A 19,239-nucleotide genomic window follows, 5' to 3' on the forward strand; every position below is an offset into this window, starting at 1 on the left:
GCGTCCCGCGTCCCGCTGACCACAGTGTTCCGCTTCCTCGTGTTCCCGCACTCAGGCGTGCCCGAGGATCCGCCGCAGCGCGTCCGTCAGCAGTTCCCCGGCTTCCCCTGCGTCCGGGGCCGCCGACGCGTGCCGGAAGGCGACGAAGCCGTCGGGCCGTACCAGCAGGGCACCCGCGTCGGACACCTCGCTCAGCCGCGCCCAGTCGCCGTACGGGTCCTCGTACTCCTGCCCGGAGCCGATGACCACGGTGGCGATGTCGATCTCCTGTGCCTCGGCCGCGCGCACCCAGGCGTCGCCGCCGATGCCGGTCAGCAGGGTGAAACGGCCCTGGCCGACGGTGTCGAGCGTGGAGAGTGTGCGGGTGCCGGAGGTGATCCAGGCGTGCGGCAGCTTCGCGCCGGGGCGGGAGGAGGGCTGGTGGTACAGCTCCGGGTCGCGGGGGAAACCGGGGTCGGGGGTGCCGTCGGGCACGATCGCGTCCGAGTCGTACCGCTGGTTGAGATCGACGCCGTGCGCGTTGAACTCGTACACCTTGAAGGCGATCGCCTCGCGCAGCCGGGCGCGCTGCTTCGCGGCGGCCTCCGTGGCGTCCCTGCGGGCGGCGATGTTGGCCCACAGTTGCTCAGGGGTCTGCGGGGAGAGCCCGTCGAGCGCCTCGAAGATGGGGGCGGTCTCGCCGATGGACTTGTTGGCGCGGGTGACGATCTGCCGGCCGATCGGGGCGCGTTCGGCGGTGTAGGTGTCGAGCAGCCGGGGATCGGCGGTCCCGTCGAGCACCATCTTCAGCTTCCAGGCCAGGTTGTACGAGTCCTGGATGGAGGTGTTGGAACCGAGGCCGTTGGACGGCGGATGGCGGTGCGTGGCGTCGCCGGCGCAGAAGACGCGGCCGTTCGCGTACGTCTCCGCGTACATCTCGTTGACCGTCCACGCGGAGGACGACTTGATGGTCACGGGGATGTCGTCGTCGCCGACGAGCTTGCGGACGACGGACTCGGCGTACTCGGTGGTCAGATCGGGGGCGCCCGCGGACACGTCGTACCCCCACACGATCAGCCACTCGTTCCACGGTCGCACGCAGCGCACCAGCCCGGCGCCGATGCCGCCGACCGTCGCGCCCGGGGCGAGCACCCAGTAGAGGGTGGACGGACGGTGCGCGGTGTACTTGGTCAGGTCCGCGTCGAAGACGATGTTGATGCTGCCCGCGACGCCCATCTGCCCGCCCATCGCCAGACCCGCGTCCTCGGCGACCTTCGACCGGCCGCCGTCCGCGCCGATGAGGTACTTGGCTCGGATCTCGTATGTGTCCCCGCGCAGCCGGTCGCGGACGGTGGCCGTGACGCCGTCGGTGTCCTGGGTGTGGGAGAGGTACTCGGTCTGGAAGCGCAGCCGGGTGCCGCGGGCGACGGCGGCGTCGACGAGGACCGGCTCCATGAGGTGCTGGGGCATGTCGCACATGCGGGTGGGGCTCGCGAGGTCGTGCGCGGCCTGGACGAGCGAGTCGTTGCCCCAGGAGCGCACCCGGCCGAGTTCCTCGCCGGCCAGGCTGGTGCAGAAGGTCGTGTCGCCCATCAGGTGCTGCGGGGTGGCCTGGGCGACGACGTCCTGTTCGACGCCGAGGTCGCGCAGCACCTCCATCGTGCGCTGGTTGGTGATGTGTGCGCGGGGCGTGTCGGCGAGGCTCGCATAGCGGGTCACGACGATGTGGGGCACGCCGTAGGTGCTCAGGGCGAGCGCGGCCGACGCACCGGCCGGGCCACTGCCTACGATCAGAACGTCGGTCTCGACGACGGTGGACACGGGGCGCTCCTGCGGGAGAACGGGCTTCAGGCATTCATGATCATGGAGCGGAGCGCCGGGGTGCGGGTGTCTCATTTCGAGACAGCCGGGCTTCCTCGCCCAAGGGGAGCGGGAGCACACTTGTTGCCCCTTCAACTGAATCCGATACGGTGGGAAGCGTCGTGACCACAACACAGCACTCTCCTTCCGACCCCGCGCTGCCCCCACTGCGTCTGGCACGCGAGCGGTTCCTGACGGGGCGTCCCCTGCCGGACGACGTGCCGGACGAGGTTGTCGCCGCATGGCGGCGCGCGCGGTTCTTCGGGGTTCCGCACGATCTCAAGGAGACGACCACCGGGCCGGCACGGCCGCAGGAGTCGGCCCTGCTCGGCGCCGCCCGCCCCGTGTTGGAGCGGATCGCCCCCGCCCTGGGGGCCGGTGGGTCGGTCCTGATCCTCACCGACCACCGGTTGAGGGTGCTGTGGACGGGCGGCAGCACCCCAGGGCTCGAACTCTGCACCGACCTCTCGGAACAGCAGGTCGGCAACAACAGCGCGGCGCTCGCCGTACGCACCCGGCACCGCGCCGAGGTGCACGGCCCCGAGCACTTCCTCGACCGATGGCAGGACCTGTCCGCGGTCAGCGTGCCGGTGCTCGCGCCGGAGAGCGGGCAGGTGCTGGGCACGGTGACCGTCGCGACGGGACTGTGCGGCGGATGCCCACCGCACCCCGGCGCGGCGCTCGCCGAGGCCGCCGCCACCGCGGTGGAGGCCGCGCTGCTCGCCCGGTCACGGACGGCCGAGCGAGCCCTGCTGGACGCCTACCGCCGGGCGGCTCAGGGCCCGGACCGCGCGGTGGCCGTGCTCGACGGCCGCAACCGACTGCTCAGCGCGGTGGCCGAGCGGATGCTGTCGCCACAGGCGCTGGCCGCGCTGGAACGTACGGCCGTGGCCGCACGCCACAAGAACAATCCTGTCGACGACACGGCCGAGCTGCCCGAGGACGCGGGATGCACCGCGCAGGTGACTCCGGTATGGCATGAGGGAGCCGTCATCGGCGTGGTGGCCGTACTGCACCCGCTCGCCGACGCCGCCGTACCCTCCGTGCCGCGCCCGTCCACCACCACCCTGACCGGCTCCTCGGTCCCCTGGCGGCACGCCGTGGCACGAGCCCTCGACCTGGCCGGCTCCCGGGAACCGCTGCTGCTGACGGGAGAACGCGGCACAGGCAAGACGACACTGGCGCGTCAGCTGCCGGGCGGGGGCGCGGCGTGGGTCGTCGACGCGGCGGAGGACGGGCAACTCGACCGCATCCACTCCGAGCTGGTGCAGGGCCGACCCGTCCTACTCCGCCATGCGGAGCGCCTCACACAGCCGGCCGTGGCCGCGCTCAACTCCCTGCTCGACACATACCCCGACGCGCTCCTCCTGGTCACCTACACACCCGGCACACCGCCCGGCCCCTGCCTCCAACGTCTCCTGGACACGCTGGCCGCCCGCTCGGTCACTCTGCCCGCACTACGCGAACGCCCGGAGGACATACGGGAGTTGCTTCCGGCGCTGACCCCACGGCCCGCGCCGGGACGGGCTCCGCTCACCTGGACGTTGGACGCACTGCGCGCGCTGGAGCAGTACCCATGGCCTGGGAACGTCACCGAACTCGCCCACGTCGTACGGACACTGACGGAGGTCCGCCGGGCGTCCGGACCCGTCCGGCGGGCCGAACTGCCGGACCTGGTGCGTGAAGGGCCTGCCGCACGCCACCTCAGCGCGATGGAACACGCCGAGCGCACCACGATCCTGGACGCGCTACGCCGCCACGGCGGCAACAAGGCCCGGACGGCGGCAGCTTTGGGTATCGGCCGGGCGACGCTGTATCGGAAGTTGCGGGGCTATCAGGGCTGAGCGGTCATCGGACGTCGCAGCTGCCGGTCGGGTCGCGCGAGCGCCCTGGTGTGAGGTCCTGTCCGCCCGGCGCAAGGAACGCGCCCGCGTCCGCGGCGAGAAGGGCATCCGCTGGGGTGGACGCCCACTCACCGCCGCAGCCTGACCAGCCAGGAGACCCCACCGCGCCCTGGTGCGGAGATCAAACGGTGGCCAAGCTCTTTGCCATGACCCGCTCCCTGCGAACGCCGTCGGACAGGAGATCGCCGGGCTCACCCGTGTCCATGAAACCGTGCCGCTCATAGAGCGCAAGCGCCTTGCTGTTGTCCGGCATCACAGACAAGCGCAGCGTCCTGGCACCGCGATCCGACGCCCACCGCTCCACTGCCTGGATCAAGTAGTCACCCAGGCCTTGGCCCCGAGCAACAGGGTTGACCCACATCGAGATCAACTCGACGCTGTCTTCCTCCTCGCCCGGAACTCCGCTGGCCATGCCCACCGGAAGGCCGTCGAGGAGCGCGACGAGATCGTGCGCGCCAGGAATCGACAGACGGGCACGCCAGCGTTCCTCTCGATCGCCGAAGCCCTGCCAGTCGGCCAGCGTCGATCCGAACGCATAGGGCGCCTCAGCAAGCGCCGCCAGTCGCAACTCCCGCCAGAGAGGCCAGTCGTCCGATTCCAAAGTGTGCAGTTCAATCATGATCCAGACCCTGCCCGCCCGCCGCGGCGACAGCAAGTTGATTACGGCCACGCAAACGAGGTCGGTCAGCCCCGCGAACAGCCGAACCGGCAAGGAGCGAAGCACGCGTAAGCTCTCCGGAGGTGGAGCCGTCTACCCGTCGAGCAGGAAGCGATAGACGGTCGACTGCCTGGCTCGGAAGCCGAGACGCTCATAGAGCCGGTTCGCCGCCGCACGATCCGGCCGGGAGGTGAGATCCACCGTCCGTGCGCCCGCCTCCCGCGCAATCCGCAATGCCTCCTGCGTGAGGAGGCCGGCGACTCCCTGGCCTCGGGCCCCGCTGTCAACGACCACGTCTTCGATGCGGGCCCGCAATCCAGACGGCAAAGGCGACAGCAGCAGAGTCAGGGTGCCGACGATTGCCTCGGACGTCCGGGCGACGAGCACCGTGTTGGCATCACACGTCACCATCCGGTCGACCGCTTCGTAGTCGAGCGGCTTCGCCGTCGAGGAGAGCTGCGGCAACAGCCGGCCGAAAGCGTCGACGAGTTCTTGGCTCGCTTCCCTGACGATGTCTACGCGCACGTCCATGCCGTGAGGCTATCCGTCGCCGAGCCACGGCACCGGTGAGATGGCAATCATGTCGGCCGAGACGGAACACCAGCCGAGCTCCTGAGCGCGCTGGCGGAACACTCCAGACCGTCCGCTTCGTCGGCACCTACCGCCGCCCTGTGCCGCAGCACCGCAGACGCCTACGGACAACACCTTCAGCCTCAGCCTGGTCGAACGCCTACTCGCCTAGTGCTGTGACCGCGTAAGTTCGCCGGGTTGGTGGTCGTGACGGTTGGATGTGCGGTGACGTTCATTCGACCGCTGGAGACGCGGTGCCTGAGCCTGTCCGTGTACGCAGACTGACCGACAAGGAGGGGCAGAAACTGAAGCAGATCGTGCGCCGGGGCAGCACGAGTTCGGTGCGTTACCGGCGGGCGATGATGCTGCTCGCTTCGGCGGGCGGAAACCGGGTGCCGGTGATCGCCCAGCTGGTCCAGGCCGATGAGGACACCGTGCGCGACGTGATCCACCGCTTCAACGAGATCGGCCTGGCCTGCCTGGACCCTCAGTGGGCGGGAGGCCGTCCCCGCCTGCTCACCCCTGCCGACGAGGACTTCGTCATCCGGACGGCCACCACTCGCCCCACCAGGCTCGGCCAGCCCTTCACCCGCTGGTCGATCCGCAAACTCGCCGCCTACCTGCGGGAAGTGCACGGACGTGTCATCCGCATCGGCCGTGAAGCCTTACGGTGCCTGCTCCGGCGCCGCGGTATCACCTTCCAGCGCACCAAGACATGGAAGGAATCACCCGACCCTCATCGCGACGCCAAGCTCGACCGGATCGAGCAGGTTCTGGACCGCTTCCCGGACCGGGTCTTCGCCTTCGACGAGTTCGGGCCGTTGGGGATCCGGCCCACCGCAGGCTCCTGCTGGGCGAAGCAGGGCAAGCCGAACCGGCTGCCGGCGACCTACCGCCGCACCCACGGCGTCACCTACTTCCACGGCTGCTACTCCGTGGGCGACGACCGCCTGTGGGGCGTCAACCGCCGCCGCAAGGGCACCGCCAACACCCTGGCCGCGCTGAAGTCGATCCGCGCCGCCCGACCCGACGGCGCCCCGATCTACATCATCCTGGACAACCTCTCCGCCCACACCGGCGCCGACATCCGCCGCTGGGCGAGGAAGAACAAGGTCGAGCTGTGCTTCACCCCGACCTGCGCATCCTGGGCCAACCCGATCGAGGCCCACTTCGGCCCGCTGCGGCAGTTCACCCTGGCCAATTCCCACCACCGCAGCCACCCCACGCAAGCCCAGGCACTGCACCGCTACCTGCGCTGGCGTAACGCCAACGCCCGCCACCCCGACGTACTTGCCGCCCAACGCAAGGAACGCGCCCTCATCCGCAGCGAGAAGGGCATCCGCTGGGGTGGACGCCCCCTCAACGCCGCAGCCTGACCGACCGCGAACCGCAGCCCCGGAGTGCCGAAAGGGACAAGTTCACGAGAAGGACAGCGACAGAAGGACGACTCAGGAGGCGGACGGCTCGATCTCCCCCGCAAAGACGATGACCTGGTCGATGAGGCTCCGCCGCAGATGGACGACGTCCGTTCCCGCCAGGCGGGGGCCTCCATCCGGCGTGGTGAAGACCCACTGGTACCGGGCCCACTCGTCAGGCATGTCCACCGCTGAGCAGCGCACCATCGTGCCGGTCCCCGCCGGGTGGCGCCGGATGTCCAGCACGAACCGCTCGACCGCCACGATTCCTTCGCTGCGACCCAACGGCCCCCAGAAGACCACGTCTGAGGTCAGGGCCTGGGAGAGCAGGGCAGTCACATATCTGTCGTCCGAGGCGTTAAACGCGGAGATGAACGTGTCGATCGCGGAGCGTGCCGTCTCTTCCTGCATGCCCCAGTAATACCAGCCGTTGCGCGTACGCTCGTCCCGCGAGCCGCCTTCCGATCACGGTGGACCATCCCGGTCACAGCACTAGCTGCCGTAGTCGATATTCCCCTGGCGGCACGATGCACGTTTCACCCGAGCAGGCCGCTCCTCCCCGCACCGGCGAGGATGCGGGGAGGAGCGGGGGTGTCATGTCAGTCGAAGGAGCGGATCTTGTAGGAGCCCTGGAGGTTCCCCCGGTACGACACCGAGCCCTTGCGCTGTGTGAAGTTCGTGCCCGCGTAGATGTTCACGGCGCCGCCGCTCGTGCGATTGAAGGCCGACTTCGCGTTCTTGTTGCCGACCCAGCCGCCGCACTCGGCGACGGTGTCGTCCACGGCGGGCACGGCCTGGCAGATCTTGCCCTGGCCGTTCCAGTCGCTGAAGAAGCAGAACTTGCCCTCCTGGCAGCGGTCGTACCCCGTAGCCGTGGGCGCCGCGGATGCGGCGGAGATTCCTGCGGCGCTGAGGACGGTGGCCAGCGAGGCGGCGGCGAGCGCGGCTCGCAACTTGCCCATGGGTGTCTCCCTCGGTAGGCGGACTTGCGACATCACAAGACGCTGGCAGCCCCTCCGGACCGCTGCCACGGCACCGCTTAGTCCCGGACGGACGAGCCGTTGTCCGGGCTGGTCAGCGGCCTGTCCGGGACATCGCCGGAATGCTGTCCGGGACGCGCTCGCAGGTCCGGTCCGGCTGCTGTCCAACCGTCCGCGTGGGCGTCCGCCCCTTACGTCGTCAGAAGGAACGAAGGAGGACGGGCCGCGCTCCTCAAAGGCCGTCCGCATTGCTCTGAGGGCGGTGAGGGACTGGGCTCGGCCGTGGCCCTACTGTTCACTCGGTGATCAGTCGCGCCTGGTCGAGTGCGCGGCGTCGGTTCGCGCCGATGGGGCGTCTTGACGGCTTCTGGTGGCCGCGTCCTGGCGAATCAACCTGACACTGCGGCAGCTCGCCCCCTTGTCCGGCATCTCGAAACCAACACCAACCGGATCATTCACCGCACCGAGCCGTAGCTTGCCCTCAAGCAGCAGCAGCGCTTCCGTCGAGAAGGCGTGCTTGTCGGCGACGGCACCCTCGTCCCCGCCCGCGATCACGCGGGCGCCGAGCAGTCGAAGAACTAGCGCTATTCGACGAACCATCAGAGCGTCATCGATGACGACACCCGCCTGGTCATCACGGTCGGACGGCCAGTGCCAAGTCCCGGTCCGGGCCGAGCACGGCACGCTACAAGATGGATTGCGGGACAGCCTTAATCGATATCGTCCACCAGGAATTCCTGGTCGCGGGCTCCCGTGCAGAGCTGCTGGGTGACTTCGGCTCCCGCCACCCGGTCGTCGTCTCCGTTGATTCCCAGGCACAGCCCGTTCTGCGCCACACGTATCCGATAACCGCCGACGACAGGCTTGTCGATCGGCTCGAAGAGGAAATGCTGACTGGTCCGGTCTGCCGAGCAGCTCTCCCACGGCCACGGTTCGAGCATGCCCGTGACGACATGGTCGCTGCCCAACGCGGTGAGGCAGCCAAGGCCGTGGACGGGGTGCCGCCACTGAATGTAGTAAGCGCCGTCCCTGCCGGCGGACGCGAGGGACGTCTGTGGAGGTGTGGCATCGCCACAGGGCCGTTGGACGGCGACTTGACTGCGGTAGCGTCCCTGGCGGTCGTGACCTTCGGTCACGCACAGCCGCGGTGCCCCGGCCGGACGGATCCGGGACGGGCCCGCCGGAAGACGGGCGGCAACGCCGGCGGTGGAGGCTGAGGCAGCGGAGGGCGACCGGACGCTTTCCGACGCGCGTGCTTTCGCGCCCTGATGACCTGCTCCCTCCGGGAGCAGCGCCCAGGCTCCCAGAGCGGCTAGCAGGAACCCGGCGGCGGTCGAGAGAAGCACCGTTTGCCGCCGATACCTCGGCACCGCGCCGGGCGCCTTGGTCGATCCCGCAGTGCCGGAATCGGCCGCTACCGTCTCTGTTTCGGGCCCGAACTCCGCCTGCCTCGACTGCTGCTCCGCCGGGTCGATTCCTTGGGCGGAGGCCAGTCGGTCCCTGGCCTCCAGCCAGACATGTGCATCGTCCCCGTACCCGCAGGCTCGAAGGAAGGCGATGAGTACGTCGGAGCGTGGCAGCGAATTCCGGCGAAGCGCGTCAGCCAGAGTGCTGCGCGCCAGAACGTCTCCGTTCTGCGCCGCCCGTGCCTCCAGTTGCCGGAAGGTGAGGCCCACCTGTTCCTTGAGGCATCGCATACAGCGCGTGAACTCGGCGACGCTCTGCGCCTGCTTCGGCAGTGGATCCTGACTTCCCATGCTCGGCAATCCTCGTTCTGCTCCGAGAAGGGAACAATCCAGGATTCTGCCAATCCCGTGGAGCGGTCGTCGCACTCGGCGCGATCGGGCGGTTGGAGGTGAGGAAGACACCGCTGGCGCCGTCGTGGCGCCGCAGGTCATCAAGCGGATCTCAGACGCCGGCAGGTGAGTCCAACGCGGCCCGCACCGGGCGCCACCTCGGCGACCAGCGGCCCCACCGCCGCCGTGCCCTCTGCCACGTCTGGCCATACGTCGTTGACGCCGGAACTACGCCAACTTCACTGATGGCGCACGTCTGCTGCGGGGGCACCTACGGGTTCCGTCAAGGAAATCCGGGTGCGTTGTGTCCGGGGTGGGGTCAGCATTGCCGGGTGTCTGAGCTGCTGTGGGGTGACGTGAAGGGTTTCTTCGACCTTGAGTGGGAGGGGTGCCTTCCGGATGTGTGGGTCGCGGGAACCGGGGTTGAGGATTGGCAGGCGGTCCTCGATCTGGTCGTTGCGAGCGGCTGGCGGAGTGAGTACTCCGAGGGCGGTGTCGTCATGCCGTTGCCGCGTGCTGGAGAGGTGCTGTCACGGTCGGCTGATGCCGAGTGCGCGGATCTGCGAGTCTGGCCGACGCCGGATGTGCTGGCGATCTTTCGGTTGGAGTCGGCTGACGAGATCGGTTTCGACGTGGACCTGCGAGAGTTGCAGGGACAGGAGCGGCTGGACGTCCTGTGCGGGTTTCTTCGTGCGATCGGGCACCGGCTGGGCAAGCCGGTGGTAATGACCCCCGAGGGCGACTGGGACCGAAGCCACCCGATCCTGGGGTTCGACGTCGAGTCCGACCAGGTGGTGCTGCTGGCGGAACCGTCGATCAGCTGACCGTTGCCGTCGGACGTGATGCGTAGAAGGTTCCGTCGCGGAGCATGGCGAAGAGGACGCCGGCTCGGCGCCGGGCTAGGCAGAGCAGGGCCTGGGTGTGGTGCTTTCCCCGCGCGATCTTCTTGTCGTAGTAGACCTGCGAGGCCGGGTCGCCAAGCGCCGCGAACGCGGACGGGAACAAGGCACGTTTGAGCTGCTGGCGAGTCGGCACTCCTCCGTGCACTGACCGGCCTGCGGTGCAACGCATGCGCGCAGGTGCTTCCTTCCACTGACCTCGGCCGCCCCTCGCGATGGTGTTCACCGGAACCGCCGCCGGCGATGCGAACGCTGCGGGACACGGCTGATCCCCACCCACCGAGGACGCCCTCCTCACTGGTGTTCGGCCTCTTGCCGCCGAGCCGCCTACGAAGATCGCCAGAGGGCCAGCGAGGCAAGGACTGACAGTTCCTGAACGAACCGGCTCGCTACCCACCAGGCCCACCCAAGGTCAAGCGCACGCCGAGGCCCCTGCCAGCTGCCGAGACCGTATCGCGCAGCAGGATTAACCAGAGGCGGTCACGGAGCGCTCTGGATAGCATCCGCAGTCGCTGAACTCCACCACCCACCGATGAAGGAACCCACCCTATGCCGCGCCGTCCGACCGCTCCGATCGCAGAATTCCCCGTGTCCGGCAGCGACGCCGGGCCCTACGGAATCACCTGCGGCCCCGACAGCGCACTGTGGTTCACCATGGTCCACCACGGACGGATCGGCCGGATCACCACCGGCGGCGACGTCACCTCCTACCAGCTCGAACCCGCCTCCAGCGGACCGTCGATCATCACCACAGGACCCGACGACGCGCTGTGGTTCACCGAATTCCGTAGCCACCGGATCGGCCGCATCACCACGACCGGAAACATCACCTCGTTCCCGCTGCCGACGCCGGATGCCGGGCCGTTCGGCATCACCGCCGGCCCCGACGGAGCACTGTGGTTCACCGAAGCAAGCGCCGACCGCATCGGCCGCATTACACCCGACGGTGACGTCACCGAGTTCCCTCTCCCCCTCTCGGGAGCCTTCCCCTCAGCCATCGCCACCGGCCCGGACAACCGGCTGTGGTTCACGATGAACCAGGCGAACGCGATCGGCGCCATCGGACTCGACGGTGGTGTCACCATCAACCCGTTGCCCACACCGGCCGCCGCCCCGGTCGGCATCACCACGGGCGCCGATGGCGCCATGTGGTTCGTCGAGATAGGCGCCGGTCAAATCGGACGGATCGCGCCGGACGGAAAGATCGACGAATTCGCACTGCCCGACCCCGCGTCACGCCCGCACGCCATCGCAGCCGACGCCGACGGAAACTGCTGGTTCACCGAATGGGGAGCCAACCGCATCGGCCGGATCACCCCCGACGGCCGAATCGACGAACACGACCTCCCCAGCCCATCCTCCGAACCACACGGCATCACACTGGGACCGGACGGTGCAATCTGGACAGCCCTGGAGATCGGAACGGTCGCACGACTCACACCACGCTGAAACCGAACTTCCCTGGTTGGCGCGACCTACACACGTTCATCAGGTCCATGCCGTACCGCACTCGATGCGCTGCCGCCCGGTCGGTGAGGTTCTCGGCGAACTGCAACACCGTCACCAGCGCGAGCCGGCCTGGTGACCAGCCCGGCCGCCCTCTGGCCCCGAACGCCTCGGCGAACTCGGCGTCCGGGAACAACTCGCCCAGCTCGTCATGGACCCGCATCGCCAACGGATACGGCCCCCGTGCCGCCACCGCCCGCGCCACTTGCGCGGTCAGCTCAGGCACCTTCGGCCACGGCCTCGGCCGCATCGACATTCCACACCCCACCCGCGACCGGGAACGCCAAGACCGGCCGCTGCTGTCCCGACCAACGAGCCGCCAGCCCTGCTGGGCACGGAATAAGCCAGCAGGATCGTCACCAGCCGCAAACGGCGCTGCGTCTGCTCTGCCGACCGCGAAGGGCGAGGCAGCAAGGAAGTGCGGAGATCTCGCGATTAAGCATTGAAGACCGCGCCCGTTGGTCATGTACAGGCAACCATCAGGAACATGAAGAGGACTCTTGCTGTCACCTCGCTCGCCCTGGTCGCCGCCCTCGCCTTAGCCTCACCCGCCGAGGCAGCCCCCACTCCTCCCGGGGACACCCCGGCGCTGGCATGCGGGCTGGGCACGGTCGATCTCACCAACCCCCCTCTCGGCTACCCCGTCGCCACGATCAACGACCTGGCGAAGAGGCTGGGGCTGGCCGAAGTCCCCACCGCCGTCGGCCTGGGCTGCGACAAGTCCATACCGACCGACCCCTACTCCGGCACCCACCCCTACCCCGGGTCCGGTCCGGTCGTGCTCCGCACCAGCGAAACCGCTCCGACACAGGTCTACTGCACCAACTCGGTCAGCGCCCTCGGCAACCTGCTCGACAGCGGCGGCGTCGTCGTGCCGGGCGGGAAGACGCTCGCGGTGATCGGGTCGGGCTGCGTCGTGGAAGCGAACCCGATCATCATCTAGCAAGCGCCCGCGCCCGCCGAAGCAGCAGCCCGGTACTCACGAAGACGCCGTCACGGGACATCTCCCGTGACGGCACGCTCGGCTACGTCCTGGACACCTGAACCAGTGACCTTCAATCGATGACGTGTGCCCTGATTCCCTCGGTCGGGACGATCGGCGACGCGGGCAGCCCGGCGCGCGCACGCGCCGGGCTGCGGTTGGGCGATACGTACAGCTTCCCGGATCCCGAGCAAGGCCGGTGAAGACCGCGTGTCTCACCTCCGGTTGCGGATCGGCGGCAGCTCCGACCTGGTGTGCCTTTACGTACGGGGCGCCCCGACCCGCCGCGCGGAGACGAGCGTGTCGGTCAGCGGGTGACCACGTTGTACGCCGGGATGATCTGCGGCTCGCCGTCGGCGTGGCCCAGATCGGAGAGGATCGGCTGGAGGACCTTCGAGAAGTTCTCGAGCGCTTCCTCGGACTCCCACACGTCGACGACCCGCCACCCGCCGTCGACCGGCCCGGCCGCGTGGGAGATCAGCCCGGGTGCGGGGATGTCGGCGAGCGAGGTGAACTCGCCGCCGTCGGTGAGGCGGTTGATGCAGGCCTCGTAGAGCTCCTGCCCGACGCCCGGAATATCGAATGTGACGATGATGGCCATGTTGTCCCCCCACTGCTCGCTCACTGTGTGCGGCGATCGCTCCGGTCGGCGCGACCCCCCTCATGCCTACCCGACCGCTGACCGCGCGTCGACGCCCTGAGGGGGCCGGGTGGAGGAAGCTGAGGCGCGCCAGGGACTCCCGCGCCCCTGGCGCGCCGACTGCCACCCGGCGCGCGCTGTACGGCGGCCGTTCGAGGGTTTGCGCCCGACCTGCCTGCGTCCGGGGGCCTGAGGTCGGCATGGCGGGCCGACGGTCACCTGGCGGTCTCGGTCGGCGGCCTCGGTTGTGCTCGGCATCGCCACCGGCGGCCTGCACAGTCCGGCGATCTCCGGCCAAGGGGACGTACTGGCTTGGGGCTGGAGCAAGTTCGGTCAGCTGGGGGACGGCACGAACAACGACGGCAACACCGCCGTCACGGCACCATCCCCGTCGTCGCCGGTACGGCGATCGGACTGACCGGCGTGTCGCGTATCGCGGCGCTGACCGTGCCGAACAGCCGCGACGTCCTGACCTTCAGCTTCAACCAGTTCGGCCAGCTTGGTGACGGTAGCACTGCCCCCGACGGCAACAACCCGGCCACCGTGACCGGCGTGAGCGGGGGACAGGCCATCGTCGGAGGCGACTCGCACAGCCTGTCCGCGTGACGCTGTCGACCTGGCGCGGTCACGCGGCCTGTAGAGGCCGGACGCGTTGCGCTTCGCGTGCGCACTGCTTCGCCAACTCCCTTGCCGTCACGATGGGTTGGTCTCGGCGACGGCTGGACTGCCATCGTGCGGGCTGATCGCCGCTGTGGCGTTGGATCGGGCTCAACTCCCTGGCGGCACGGCCGGAGCCGGCGCGTTCTGCGCGCGTTCGGCGGCGCTGGGAGCCGCCAGGGCGAGTCGGCGGTGGATGCGGCGGAGCATGGTGCGGGCCATGAACGGGTGGACGCGTTTGACCACGGCCCAGTACAGCCTGCCGCGCCAGTTGTGGATCCTCACGACCGTGCTGAGCGTGACCTGACGGTCGTCGACGTGGATCGAGGCGCGGAAGTCGAGGTGTCCGGCGTCCTCGCCCAGGAGCACTTCGCCGCCCTCTCTGCCCACCACCGGGAAGGGGGCTCCGCGCAGGACGCCCCGCCAGGACTCGGGGTCCCGCGGCATCCCGGGACGCATCCTCATCCGCCACGCGTCGCTGTAGTCGGTCCGTCCGAAGGCTGCCCGGACCAGGCGGGCGCCGGTCGGGAGGTCGCCGGCGGTTGCCCTGTCCCACGTCAGCCGGTGGAGCAGCCGGATCCATGGTGACCAGCGGACGGGGCTGGGCACCGTCCCGGTGGCGGCCCGCTCGACGTTGTCGAGAAGCTCTTCGAGCACCGTGTCGTGCATCCAGCGCACCGCCAGGGCCCAGCCCAGCAGCATCGGGCCACGGCGTTGCAGCTCCAGGGTGTGCCGCACATGGCAGCGGTCCTGTCCCAGCGGCTCGATGACGAACTCGTGGTGGCCGCTCATGGGCGGGTTGAAGTCGAAGCGGGCGCGGCGGCCGGGTTCGTACGCGGAAACGCGGTATCGGACGAATCCGTGGCCGCCGTCCGCACCAACGCCCAGGGGCCGGTCGAAGCGGACCGGGGGCCAGGCCGGCGCGGGCCAGATGGGGTCATGCGGTGAGGACAGCCGGTCGAGGAGGGTCCCGACGGTAGGGGCGGGTGCCTCGATGATGCGCTCGTGGACATTGCGGATCGTGCGGAACCTGCCCATAGCCCGCCTCCATACGGTGCCGTATGTTGTCGACCATACGGTAGCGTATGGATATGGCGCAACGGCATGAGACGGTTCCCCGCGGGGGCGGGCGGAAGCGGCTGACCGCGCACGACTGGGCGGACGCGGCTCTGACGGCCATGGGTGAAGGCGGTCTCGCAGCGGTCGCCATCGAGCCGCTCGCCGCTCGCCTGGGCACCACCAAAGGCAGTTTCTACTGGCACTTCGCCAACCGTGAGGCGCTGATCGAAGCCGCGCTCGACCGCTGGGAGCAGAAGTCCACCGAGTCCGTCATCGCCGGGCTGAAGTCCGAGCCGGATCCGGCGATGCGGCTGCGCAGGCTCCTCGCAGAGGCGTCCGAACTCGCCGCCGAAGACCCGCTGGAGGTCTCCCTGCCGGCCTCGGCCGGGCACCCGCGAGTGGCCGCCGTACTGCGTCGGGTGACGGAGCGTCGGGTCGGCTACCTGGCACAGCTCTTCATCGAATTGGGCTTCCCTCCGGACGAGGCGCGCCGCCGTGCACTGCTGGCGTACACCGGCTACCTCGGGCACACGCAGCTGGCGCACGCGGTCCCGGAGACGCTTCCGGCGGGCGAGGACGGCAGGCGCTACCTGGACTCGGTGCTCGACACGCTGATGACGGCCACCCCGGGGTCTTAGGCCGTGTCCGCACAGTGGTTGCTGCGTTGACCTGCACGTGCTGCGTTGGCCTGACCTGACTGAGCAGGCCAGGGGGGTGATCGAGCCGTTGCTCCGCTCTGCCGCGGATCGGCTGGTTGGCGCGAGACCCGGCGACAGGTCCTCAGACAGCGGACGGCGTCTCCTGGCAAGGGGTCGGCGGGCGGGCGCCGCGCCGACTCTTCCTGCGGAGGCAGCATGCGCCGCCAGGTCGCTGACCTCGCCGCCCGCGAGGGCCTGACGTACGACCTGAACAGGTCCGCTGCGGTCAACACCTTCGACGCCCGAAGGCGTCCCGCCCACCCACCACCGGTGGCAGCCCGGGTCACCCGTCTGGCTGCCATCCCGTCGCGGGTCTGGTGGCACGTACGCATCGGCCGCTGGCCAAGAGCGACCGGCCGCTCCTCTGCTGCCACAGCAGGCCGAAGGCGGCCCCATCTGCTTCTGTTCGGATTGACATCGGACGACAAGGGCCGCGTACTGAAGATGAGGGACTCTTGATCAAGAGTTTCCCGGTTGGGGGGTTCCAGCATCCGCAGTCTCTGCGCCCTAACGGAGGCACCATGACGGTGCAGCAACAGCAAGCTACGATCCCGACGGTTCTGGTCTACGAGGACGACCCCGGATTTCCTCCGCAGGTCAACATGCCCGTACCGCATCCCGTTCCGCATCTCGACACACAGCCCTTCCCGACGGCCATCGCGGAGTCCGTGCCGCAGCCGGACGGCGCCGGGCCGGGCACCGAGGCGTTCCGCTACTGGGTGGCGGCCGATGCGCTCAGCAGGGCCAGCCAGACCTGGGGTCCGCTGGTTCCGACCGGAACGCAGTGGCATCCGACGGTCGGACGCGCCCTCACCGCGCACCTCAACGCAGGAAACGACCTCAACGCCTTCTACGACCGCAAGGGCCTGTGGTTCTTCCGTCGCACAGTGCAGGGTGTCACCGTCGCCTCGTGCGAGAGCTCCGAGGTCGTCGAGCACGAGACGGGGCACGCGATCCTCGACGCCCTGCGCCCTCAGCTGTTCGACGCGGCGAGCGCGGAGGCGGCCGCCCTGCACGAGGCGTTCGGTGACATCAGCGCGCTGCTGACCTCACTCGGGCTGGAGTCGCTGCGGATCGCGGTGCTGGCCGAGACCCAGGGCGACCTCGAACTGTCCTCGCGGGTATCGAGGATGGCCGAGCAACTGGGCTGGGCGATCCGTCAGGGTCACCCGAACGTGGTCGACTCCGACTGCCTGCGCAACCTGTCGAACAGCTTCTTCTACCGCGACCCGGTCGAGTTGCCGCCGAGCGCACCGGCGAACCTGCTCTCCAGCGAGCCGCACTCGTTCTCCCGCCTGTTCAGCGGCGCGTTCCTGAAGGTCGTCGCCGGGATCTTCCGGCAGCAGGACCTGCAGGACCAGGCAGGTCTGGCCCTGGCGGCCCAGACCGCGGGACAGCTGCTGGTGGATGCCGTCGTGGCGGCGCCCGTCGTGTCCGCCTACTACGCACAGGTCGCCGGTCACATGATCGCCGCGGACCAGCGCCGCAACGGCGGCAAGTACGGTCCCTCCCTGCGCTCGGCGTTCATCCGTCACGGCATCCTCTCCCTGGAGGCCGCCACCTCCATCACCGAGCCGGAGGTGGCGCGCAAAGCCGCCGCCATCGCCGAGGCGACGCCGGGTGGCGGTGCCGACGAGGGGCTCACGGCCGTCACGATCCACGGATCGACGTACGGCCTCACCCAGCCCCTCACCCTCTGCGCCCCCGCGCAGGAACGACGGTTCGGCATCGCGGGCTCCGACCCCGCCGGCGGCTCGGTGCGGCCCGCCGACCCGGAGCGGGTCGCCACCTCGTACCTCGAGGACCTCTTCCGCCGTGGCCGCATCGAGGTACCCGAGGAGCACCGCTCCGGTGCGGCGATTGCCGACGACAGCCCCACCCGGCTCAAGACGCACGAGATCACCCGGAGCACGACCGGCGAGGGTCTCGCCCTCATCCGACGGTGCTTCGACTGACCCGCCAGTAGAGCCAGCGCACTCAGCGGTTAAAGCGCAGACGGCGGACGGTGAGCCGTCCGTCGTCTGCGCGCTTGACGACGTGCGTCGTCCGTGACGTGGGCTCCTCACCCTCGAACACCGCCTCGCCCCGCGCCAGCAGGTCGCTGATGAATTTCTCGGTTGCCCGGCGCTCGGCGTCATCGCTCTGCCCGCCCTCACCGGCACTCTCCTGACCCTCATCACCCTGTGTACTCATGCAATGCGCTCCATGTTGTTGCTGTTCGGATACGTGCCGGAAGCGGACCGCGCGGCCGCCGGATACGGCGTCGGTACGACTGCCTACGGGGCCTCGTGAGGTACCTCCGCACGCGATTCGGCTGCCGAGACCGACCTGTCGTCCCTGACCGGGAAGACCGCCGTGTCATCCACCGGTCCTCGCAGATCCACCGTGAAACCGGCACGTTCGAGCGTCTCGGCGCCCTGTGCGGTCACCATGGCGAGCGCGAGCCGCTCCGAGACGGCCTCCACAACAACGGCCTCCGTCCCGTTCACAGCCGCGGTCAACTCGCCCACGCCCACACCGTCCGACACCTCGATCCGCGCCCTGAGCACAGGACGGCCTTCCATCGCCGCGAGTGCGAACACCGGGTGGGCCGCCGTACGCATCCCCACCTCCCGCGCGAATGCGCGCTCCTGGGCGTCCTCGCCCACGAAGACACACTCGCCGGCCGCCGCTTCCCCCGTGCTCGCGACCGCCTGGTCGAAGATCAAGCGACTGTCCTTGGCTCCCCAGTGCACAAGCGCCTGATCCGTGAAACGGCCGGGGAACGCCTCGTCCAGCGCAGCCGCCACCCGTGCGGCGGCACCGTCGCCCGGCCCGGGGTTGGAGATGATGCCCTTGCGCACCTCACGCAGGGCATCGAGTACTGCCATGACGCGCGGCCGGGGCCGAAGGACCAGGGAGCCGTCGGGTTCCACATGGGCATCCGCCAGGGTCGCCCCGATGTCGAAGAAGATCACAGCCATGCCAAGCGACTCCCCACGGTGAGCGCTTTCGAGTCGGGGCCGCCCGGGTGAAAGACCCACACGACCCGAACCGCTCCATGGCGCCCTTCCACCCTCCGCGTGCGGTCGTCTCCCCGAACCGCGTGGGTCTCCCCGTCCGGATGCGAGCCGCGGCGCCGGTATGTCCATCCCCGGTGAGGAGACGACCGTCGGATCGTTGAGCCCGCTCTTGCCGTGCTGGGCCGCAAGGGACACAGCAGCACTCACGGCCGCCGGGTACGCCCGCGGACGGCTGATCGTCGCCAAGGCCGCCGTCCATCCCATTCCAATGCCGTCGAGTACGACGTGCCGGGTGCCCGGACCGTCATCTACCTGGAGGGCGCTGTGCCCCCTTTGTGGTGGACCTGTACCGGCAGCCGGCCGCGGTGGTGCAGCACACCCGTTTCAAGGAGGCGGGGGAGCGGCCCCCACCTGGGCCCTCCCCGCTCAAGGACCCGCCGAATGACTCCCAAGTCGAATCCACGTTTCGCGTTCCTCATGGCTACGACCGCCTCGGCGCCCGGTCGACCTCCCTAGGCCCTGACGCTGCCCCGGGCGCCTCTGAAGGGGCTGCTCGGCAAGCGATCGATGTCTGTCTACGAACTCCTCGATGGTGGCGCCAGCGCGGCTCTCATCCTTGCCTGCACCCCTTGTC

Annotated in this window: 20 protein-coding genes and 2 pseudogenes; 10 read left to right on the plus strand and 12 right to left on the minus strand. The window is 69.3% G+C overall.

Annotation, left to right across the window (positions count from 1 at the left end; genetic code table 11):
- Positions 1 to 51 precede the first annotated feature (51 nt).
- The gene (locus BEK98_RS37785) at positions 52 to 1,800 is read right to left on the minus strand and encodes an FAD-dependent oxidoreductase (RefSeq protein WP_094221292.1); all 1,749 of its coding nucleotides are present in this window, start codon (positions 1,798 to 1,800) and stop codon (positions 52 to 54) included.
- A gap of 161 nt (positions 1,801 to 1,961) precedes the next feature.
- Between BEK98_RS37785 and BEK98_RS37790 the strand changes: the two genes are divergently transcribed.
- The gene (locus BEK98_RS37790; RefSeq protein WP_094221293.1) at positions 1,962 to 3,683 is read left to right on the plus strand and encodes a sigma-54-dependent Fis family transcriptional regulator; all 1,722 of its coding nucleotides are present in this window, start codon (positions 1,962 to 1,964) and stop codon (positions 3,681 to 3,683) included.
- 181 nt (positions 3,684 to 3,864) lie between these two features.
- Here BEK98_RS37790 and BEK98_RS37795 read toward each other — a convergent pair whose 3' ends face one another.
- Positions 3,865 to 4,362 carry a GNAT family N-acetyltransferase gene (locus tag BEK98_RS37795; RefSeq protein WP_094221392.1) on the minus strand — a complete coding sequence of 166 codons (498 nt, stop codon included), beginning with the start codon at positions 4,360 to 4,362 and terminating at the stop codon, positions 3,865 to 3,867.
- Between the two features lie 132 nt (positions 4,363 to 4,494).
- Positions 4,495 to 4,932 carry a GNAT family N-acetyltransferase gene (locus BEK98_RS37800; RefSeq protein WP_094221294.1) on the minus strand — a complete coding sequence of 146 codons (438 nt, stop codon included), beginning with the start codon at positions 4,930 to 4,932 and terminating at the stop codon, positions 4,495 to 4,497.
- A gap of 293 nt (positions 4,933 to 5,225) precedes the next feature.
- Between BEK98_RS37800 and BEK98_RS37805 the strand changes: the two genes are divergently transcribed.
- The gene (locus tag BEK98_RS37805) at positions 5,226 to 6,347 is read left to right on the plus strand and encodes an IS630 family transposase (protein WP_341869031.1); all 1,122 of its coding nucleotides are present in this window, start codon (positions 5,226 to 5,228) and stop codon (positions 6,345 to 6,347) included.
- 72 nt (positions 6,348 to 6,419) lie between these two features.
- Here BEK98_RS37805 and BEK98_RS49625 read toward each other — a convergent pair whose 3' ends face one another.
- Together BEK98_RS49625 and BEK98_RS49220 are read right to left on the minus strand one after the other, a co-directional pair.
- Positions 6,420 to 6,797 carry a hypothetical protein gene (locus BEK98_RS49625; RefSeq protein WP_094221296.1) on the minus strand — a complete coding sequence of 126 codons (378 nt, stop codon included), beginning with the start codon at positions 6,795 to 6,797 and terminating at the stop codon, positions 6,420 to 6,422.
- Between the two features lie 188 nt (positions 6,798 to 6,985).
- Complete coding sequence (locus BEK98_RS49220; RefSeq protein ID WP_167444350.1) at positions 6,986 to 7,348, minus strand: peptidase inhibitor family I36 protein; 363 nt, start codon at positions 7,346 to 7,348, stop codon at positions 6,986 to 6,988.
- A 382-nt stretch (positions 7,349 to 7,730) separates the two neighbouring features.
- Here BEK98_RS49220 and BEK98_RS50335 point away from each other — a divergent pair.
- A pseudogene (locus BEK98_RS50335) lies at positions 7,731 to 8,020 on the plus strand (transposase family protein); the annotation flags it as partial.
- Positions 8,021 to 8,076: 56 nt separating this feature from the next.
- Here the strand turns inward: BEK98_RS50335 and BEK98_RS37825 are convergent.
- The gene (locus BEK98_RS37825; protein WP_094221298.1) at positions 8,077 to 9,123 is read right to left on the minus strand and encodes an RICIN domain-containing protein; all 1,047 of its coding nucleotides are present in this window, start codon (positions 9,121 to 9,123) and stop codon (positions 8,077 to 8,079) included.
- A 371-nt stretch (positions 9,124 to 9,494) separates the two neighbouring features.
- Between BEK98_RS37825 and BEK98_RS37830 the strand changes: the two genes are divergently transcribed.
- A complete protein-coding gene (locus tag BEK98_RS37830) occupies positions 9,495 to 9,986 on the plus strand; it encodes a hypothetical protein (RefSeq protein WP_094221299.1) in 492 nt (163 codons plus the stop codon).
- On the opposite strand, the pseudogene BEK98_RS37835 reads toward BEK98_RS37830, so the two are convergent.
- Positions 9,979 to 10,245, minus strand: a pseudogene (locus BEK98_RS37835) (IS110 family transposase); the annotation flags it as partial. The gene BEK98_RS37830 and the pseudogene BEK98_RS37835 sit on opposite strands and share 8 nt — an antisense overlap.
- Before the next feature lie 365 nt (positions 10,246 to 10,610).
- On the opposite strand from BEK98_RS37835, the gene BEK98_RS37840 reads away from it, so the two are divergent.
- Positions 10,611 to 11,510, plus strand: coding sequence for a Vgb family protein (locus BEK98_RS37840; protein WP_094221300.1), 900 nt, complete (start codon positions 10,611 to 10,613; stop codon positions 11,508 to 11,510).
- Here BEK98_RS37840 and BEK98_RS37845 read toward each other — a convergent pair.
- A complete protein-coding gene (locus BEK98_RS37845; protein WP_244202145.1) occupies positions 11,497 to 11,793 on the minus strand; it encodes a transposase in 297 nt (98 codons plus the stop codon). The two genes, BEK98_RS37840 and BEK98_RS37845, sit on opposite strands and share 14 nt — an antisense overlap.
- Before the next feature lie 261 nt (positions 11,794 to 12,054).
- On the opposite strand from BEK98_RS37845, the gene BEK98_RS37850 reads away from it, so the two are divergent.
- Positions 12,055 to 12,510: a hypothetical protein gene (locus BEK98_RS37850; RefSeq protein WP_094221301.1), complete on the plus strand. Its 456-nt coding sequence runs from the start codon at positions 12,055 to 12,057 to the stop codon at positions 12,508 to 12,510.
- A 346-nt stretch (positions 12,511 to 12,856) separates the two neighbouring features.
- Here the strand turns inward: BEK98_RS37850 and BEK98_RS37855 are convergent, their stop codons facing one another.
- Positions 12,857 to 13,150: a hypothetical protein gene (locus BEK98_RS37855; RefSeq protein WP_094221393.1), complete on the minus strand. Its 294-nt coding sequence runs from the start codon at positions 13,148 to 13,150 to the stop codon at positions 12,857 to 12,859.
- A 286-nt stretch (positions 13,151 to 13,436) separates the two neighbouring features.
- Between BEK98_RS37855 and BEK98_RS51390 the strand changes: the two genes are divergently transcribed.
- Together BEK98_RS51390 and BEK98_RS37860 are read left to right on the plus strand one after the other, a co-directional pair.
- Positions 13,437 to 13,607: a hypothetical protein gene (locus tag BEK98_RS51390; RefSeq protein WP_107428316.1), complete on the plus strand. Its 171-nt coding sequence runs from the start codon at positions 13,437 to 13,439 to the stop codon at positions 13,605 to 13,607.
- A 5-nt stretch (positions 13,608 to 13,612) separates the two neighbouring features.
- The gene (locus tag BEK98_RS37860; protein WP_094221302.1) at positions 13,613 to 13,795 is read left to right on the plus strand and encodes a hypothetical protein; all 183 of its coding nucleotides are present in this window, start codon (positions 13,613 to 13,615) and stop codon (positions 13,793 to 13,795) included.
- Positions 13,796 to 13,957: 162 nt separating this feature from the next.
- On the opposite strand, the gene BEK98_RS37865 is transcribed toward BEK98_RS37860, so the two are convergent.
- Positions 13,958 to 14,884 carry a DUF2867 domain-containing protein gene (locus tag BEK98_RS37865; protein WP_094221303.1) on the minus strand — a complete coding sequence of 309 codons (927 nt, stop codon included), beginning with the start codon at positions 14,882 to 14,884 and terminating at the stop codon, positions 13,958 to 13,960.
- Positions 14,885 to 14,937: 53 nt separating this feature from the next.
- Here BEK98_RS37865 and BEK98_RS37870 point away from each other — a divergent pair, with 53 nt between their 5' ends.
- A complete protein-coding gene (locus tag BEK98_RS37870) occupies positions 14,938 to 15,543 on the plus strand; it encodes a TetR/AcrR family transcriptional regulator (protein WP_094221304.1) in 606 nt (201 codons plus the stop codon).
- 581 nt (positions 15,544 to 16,124) lie between these two features.
- A complete protein-coding gene (locus tag BEK98_RS37875) occupies positions 16,125 to 17,558 on the plus strand; it encodes a gluzincin family metallopeptidase (protein ID WP_094221305.1) in 1,434 nt (477 codons plus the stop codon).
- A gap of 22 nt (positions 17,559 to 17,580) precedes the next feature.
- Here the strand turns inward: BEK98_RS37875 and BEK98_RS37880 are convergent, their stop codons facing one another.
- Both BEK98_RS37880 and BEK98_RS37885 read right to left on the minus strand, forming a co-directional pair.
- Positions 17,581 to 17,796, minus strand: a complete 216-nt coding sequence (locus BEK98_RS37880; protein WP_094221306.1) for a hypothetical protein — start codon at positions 17,794 to 17,796, stop codon at positions 17,581 to 17,583.
- Positions 17,797 to 17,879: 83 nt separating this feature from the next.
- Positions 17,880 to 18,566: an HAD family hydrolase gene (locus tag BEK98_RS37885; RefSeq protein ID WP_244202146.1), complete on the minus strand. Its 687-nt coding sequence runs from the start codon at positions 18,564 to 18,566 to the stop codon at positions 17,880 to 17,882.
- Positions 18,567 to 19,239 lie beyond the last annotated feature (673 nt).

The sequence above is a fragment of the Streptomyces diastatochromogenes genome, assembly GCF_002242805.1.
In the GTDB taxonomy this organism is placed as follows: Bacteria; Actinomycetota; Actinomycetes; order Streptomycetales; family Streptomycetaceae; genus Streptomyces; species Streptomyces diastatochromogenes.

Coding starts and splice junctions, on each gene's coding strand:
- BEK98_RS37795 (WP_094221392.1), bottom strand. CDS start 4,362: ATGATTGAACTGCACACTTTGGAATCGGACGACTGGCCTCTCTGGCGG.
- BEK98_RS37800 (WP_094221294.1), bottom strand. CDS start 4,932: ATGGACGTGCGCGTAGACATCGTCAGGGAAGCGAGCCAAGAACTCGTC.
- BEK98_RS49625 (WP_094221296.1), bottom strand. CDS start 6,797: ATGCAGGAAGAGACGGCACGCTCCGCGATCGACACGTTCATCTCCGCG.
- BEK98_RS49220 (WP_167444350.1), bottom strand. CDS start 7,348: ATGGGCAAGTTGCGAGCCGCGCTCGCCGCCGCCTCGCTGGCCACCGTC.
- BEK98_RS37825 (WP_094221298.1), bottom strand. CDS start 9,123: ATGGGAAGTCAGGATCCACTGCCGAAGCAGGCGCAGAGCGTCGCCGAG.
- BEK98_RS37840 (WP_094221300.1), top strand. CDS start 10,611: ATGCCGCGCCGTCCGACCGCTCCGATCGCAGAATTCCCCGTGTCCGGC.
- BEK98_RS37850 (WP_094221301.1), top strand. CDS start 12,055: ATGAAGAGGACTCTTGCTGTCACCTCGCTCGCCCTGGTCGCCGCCCTC.
- BEK98_RS37855 (WP_094221393.1), bottom strand. CDS start 13,150: ATGGCCATCATCGTCACATTCGATATTCCGGGCGTCGGGCAGGAGCTC.
- BEK98_RS37865 (WP_094221303.1), bottom strand. CDS start 14,884: ATGGGCAGGTTCCGCACGATCCGCAATGTCCACGAGCGCATCATCGAG.
- BEK98_RS37870 (WP_094221304.1), top strand. CDS start 14,938: ATGGCGCAACGGCATGAGACGGTTCCCCGCGGGGGCGGGCGGAAGCGG.
- BEK98_RS37875 (WP_094221305.1), top strand. CDS start 16,125: ATGACGGTGCAGCAACAGCAAGCTACGATCCCGACGGTTCTGGTCTAC.
- BEK98_RS37880 (WP_094221306.1), bottom strand. CDS start 17,796: ATGAGTACACAGGGTGATGAGGGTCAGGAGAGTGCCGGTGAGGGCGGG.
- BEK98_RS37885 (WP_244202146.1), bottom strand. CDS start 18,566: ATGGCTGTGATCTTCTTCGACATCGGGGCGACCCTGGCGGATGCCCAT.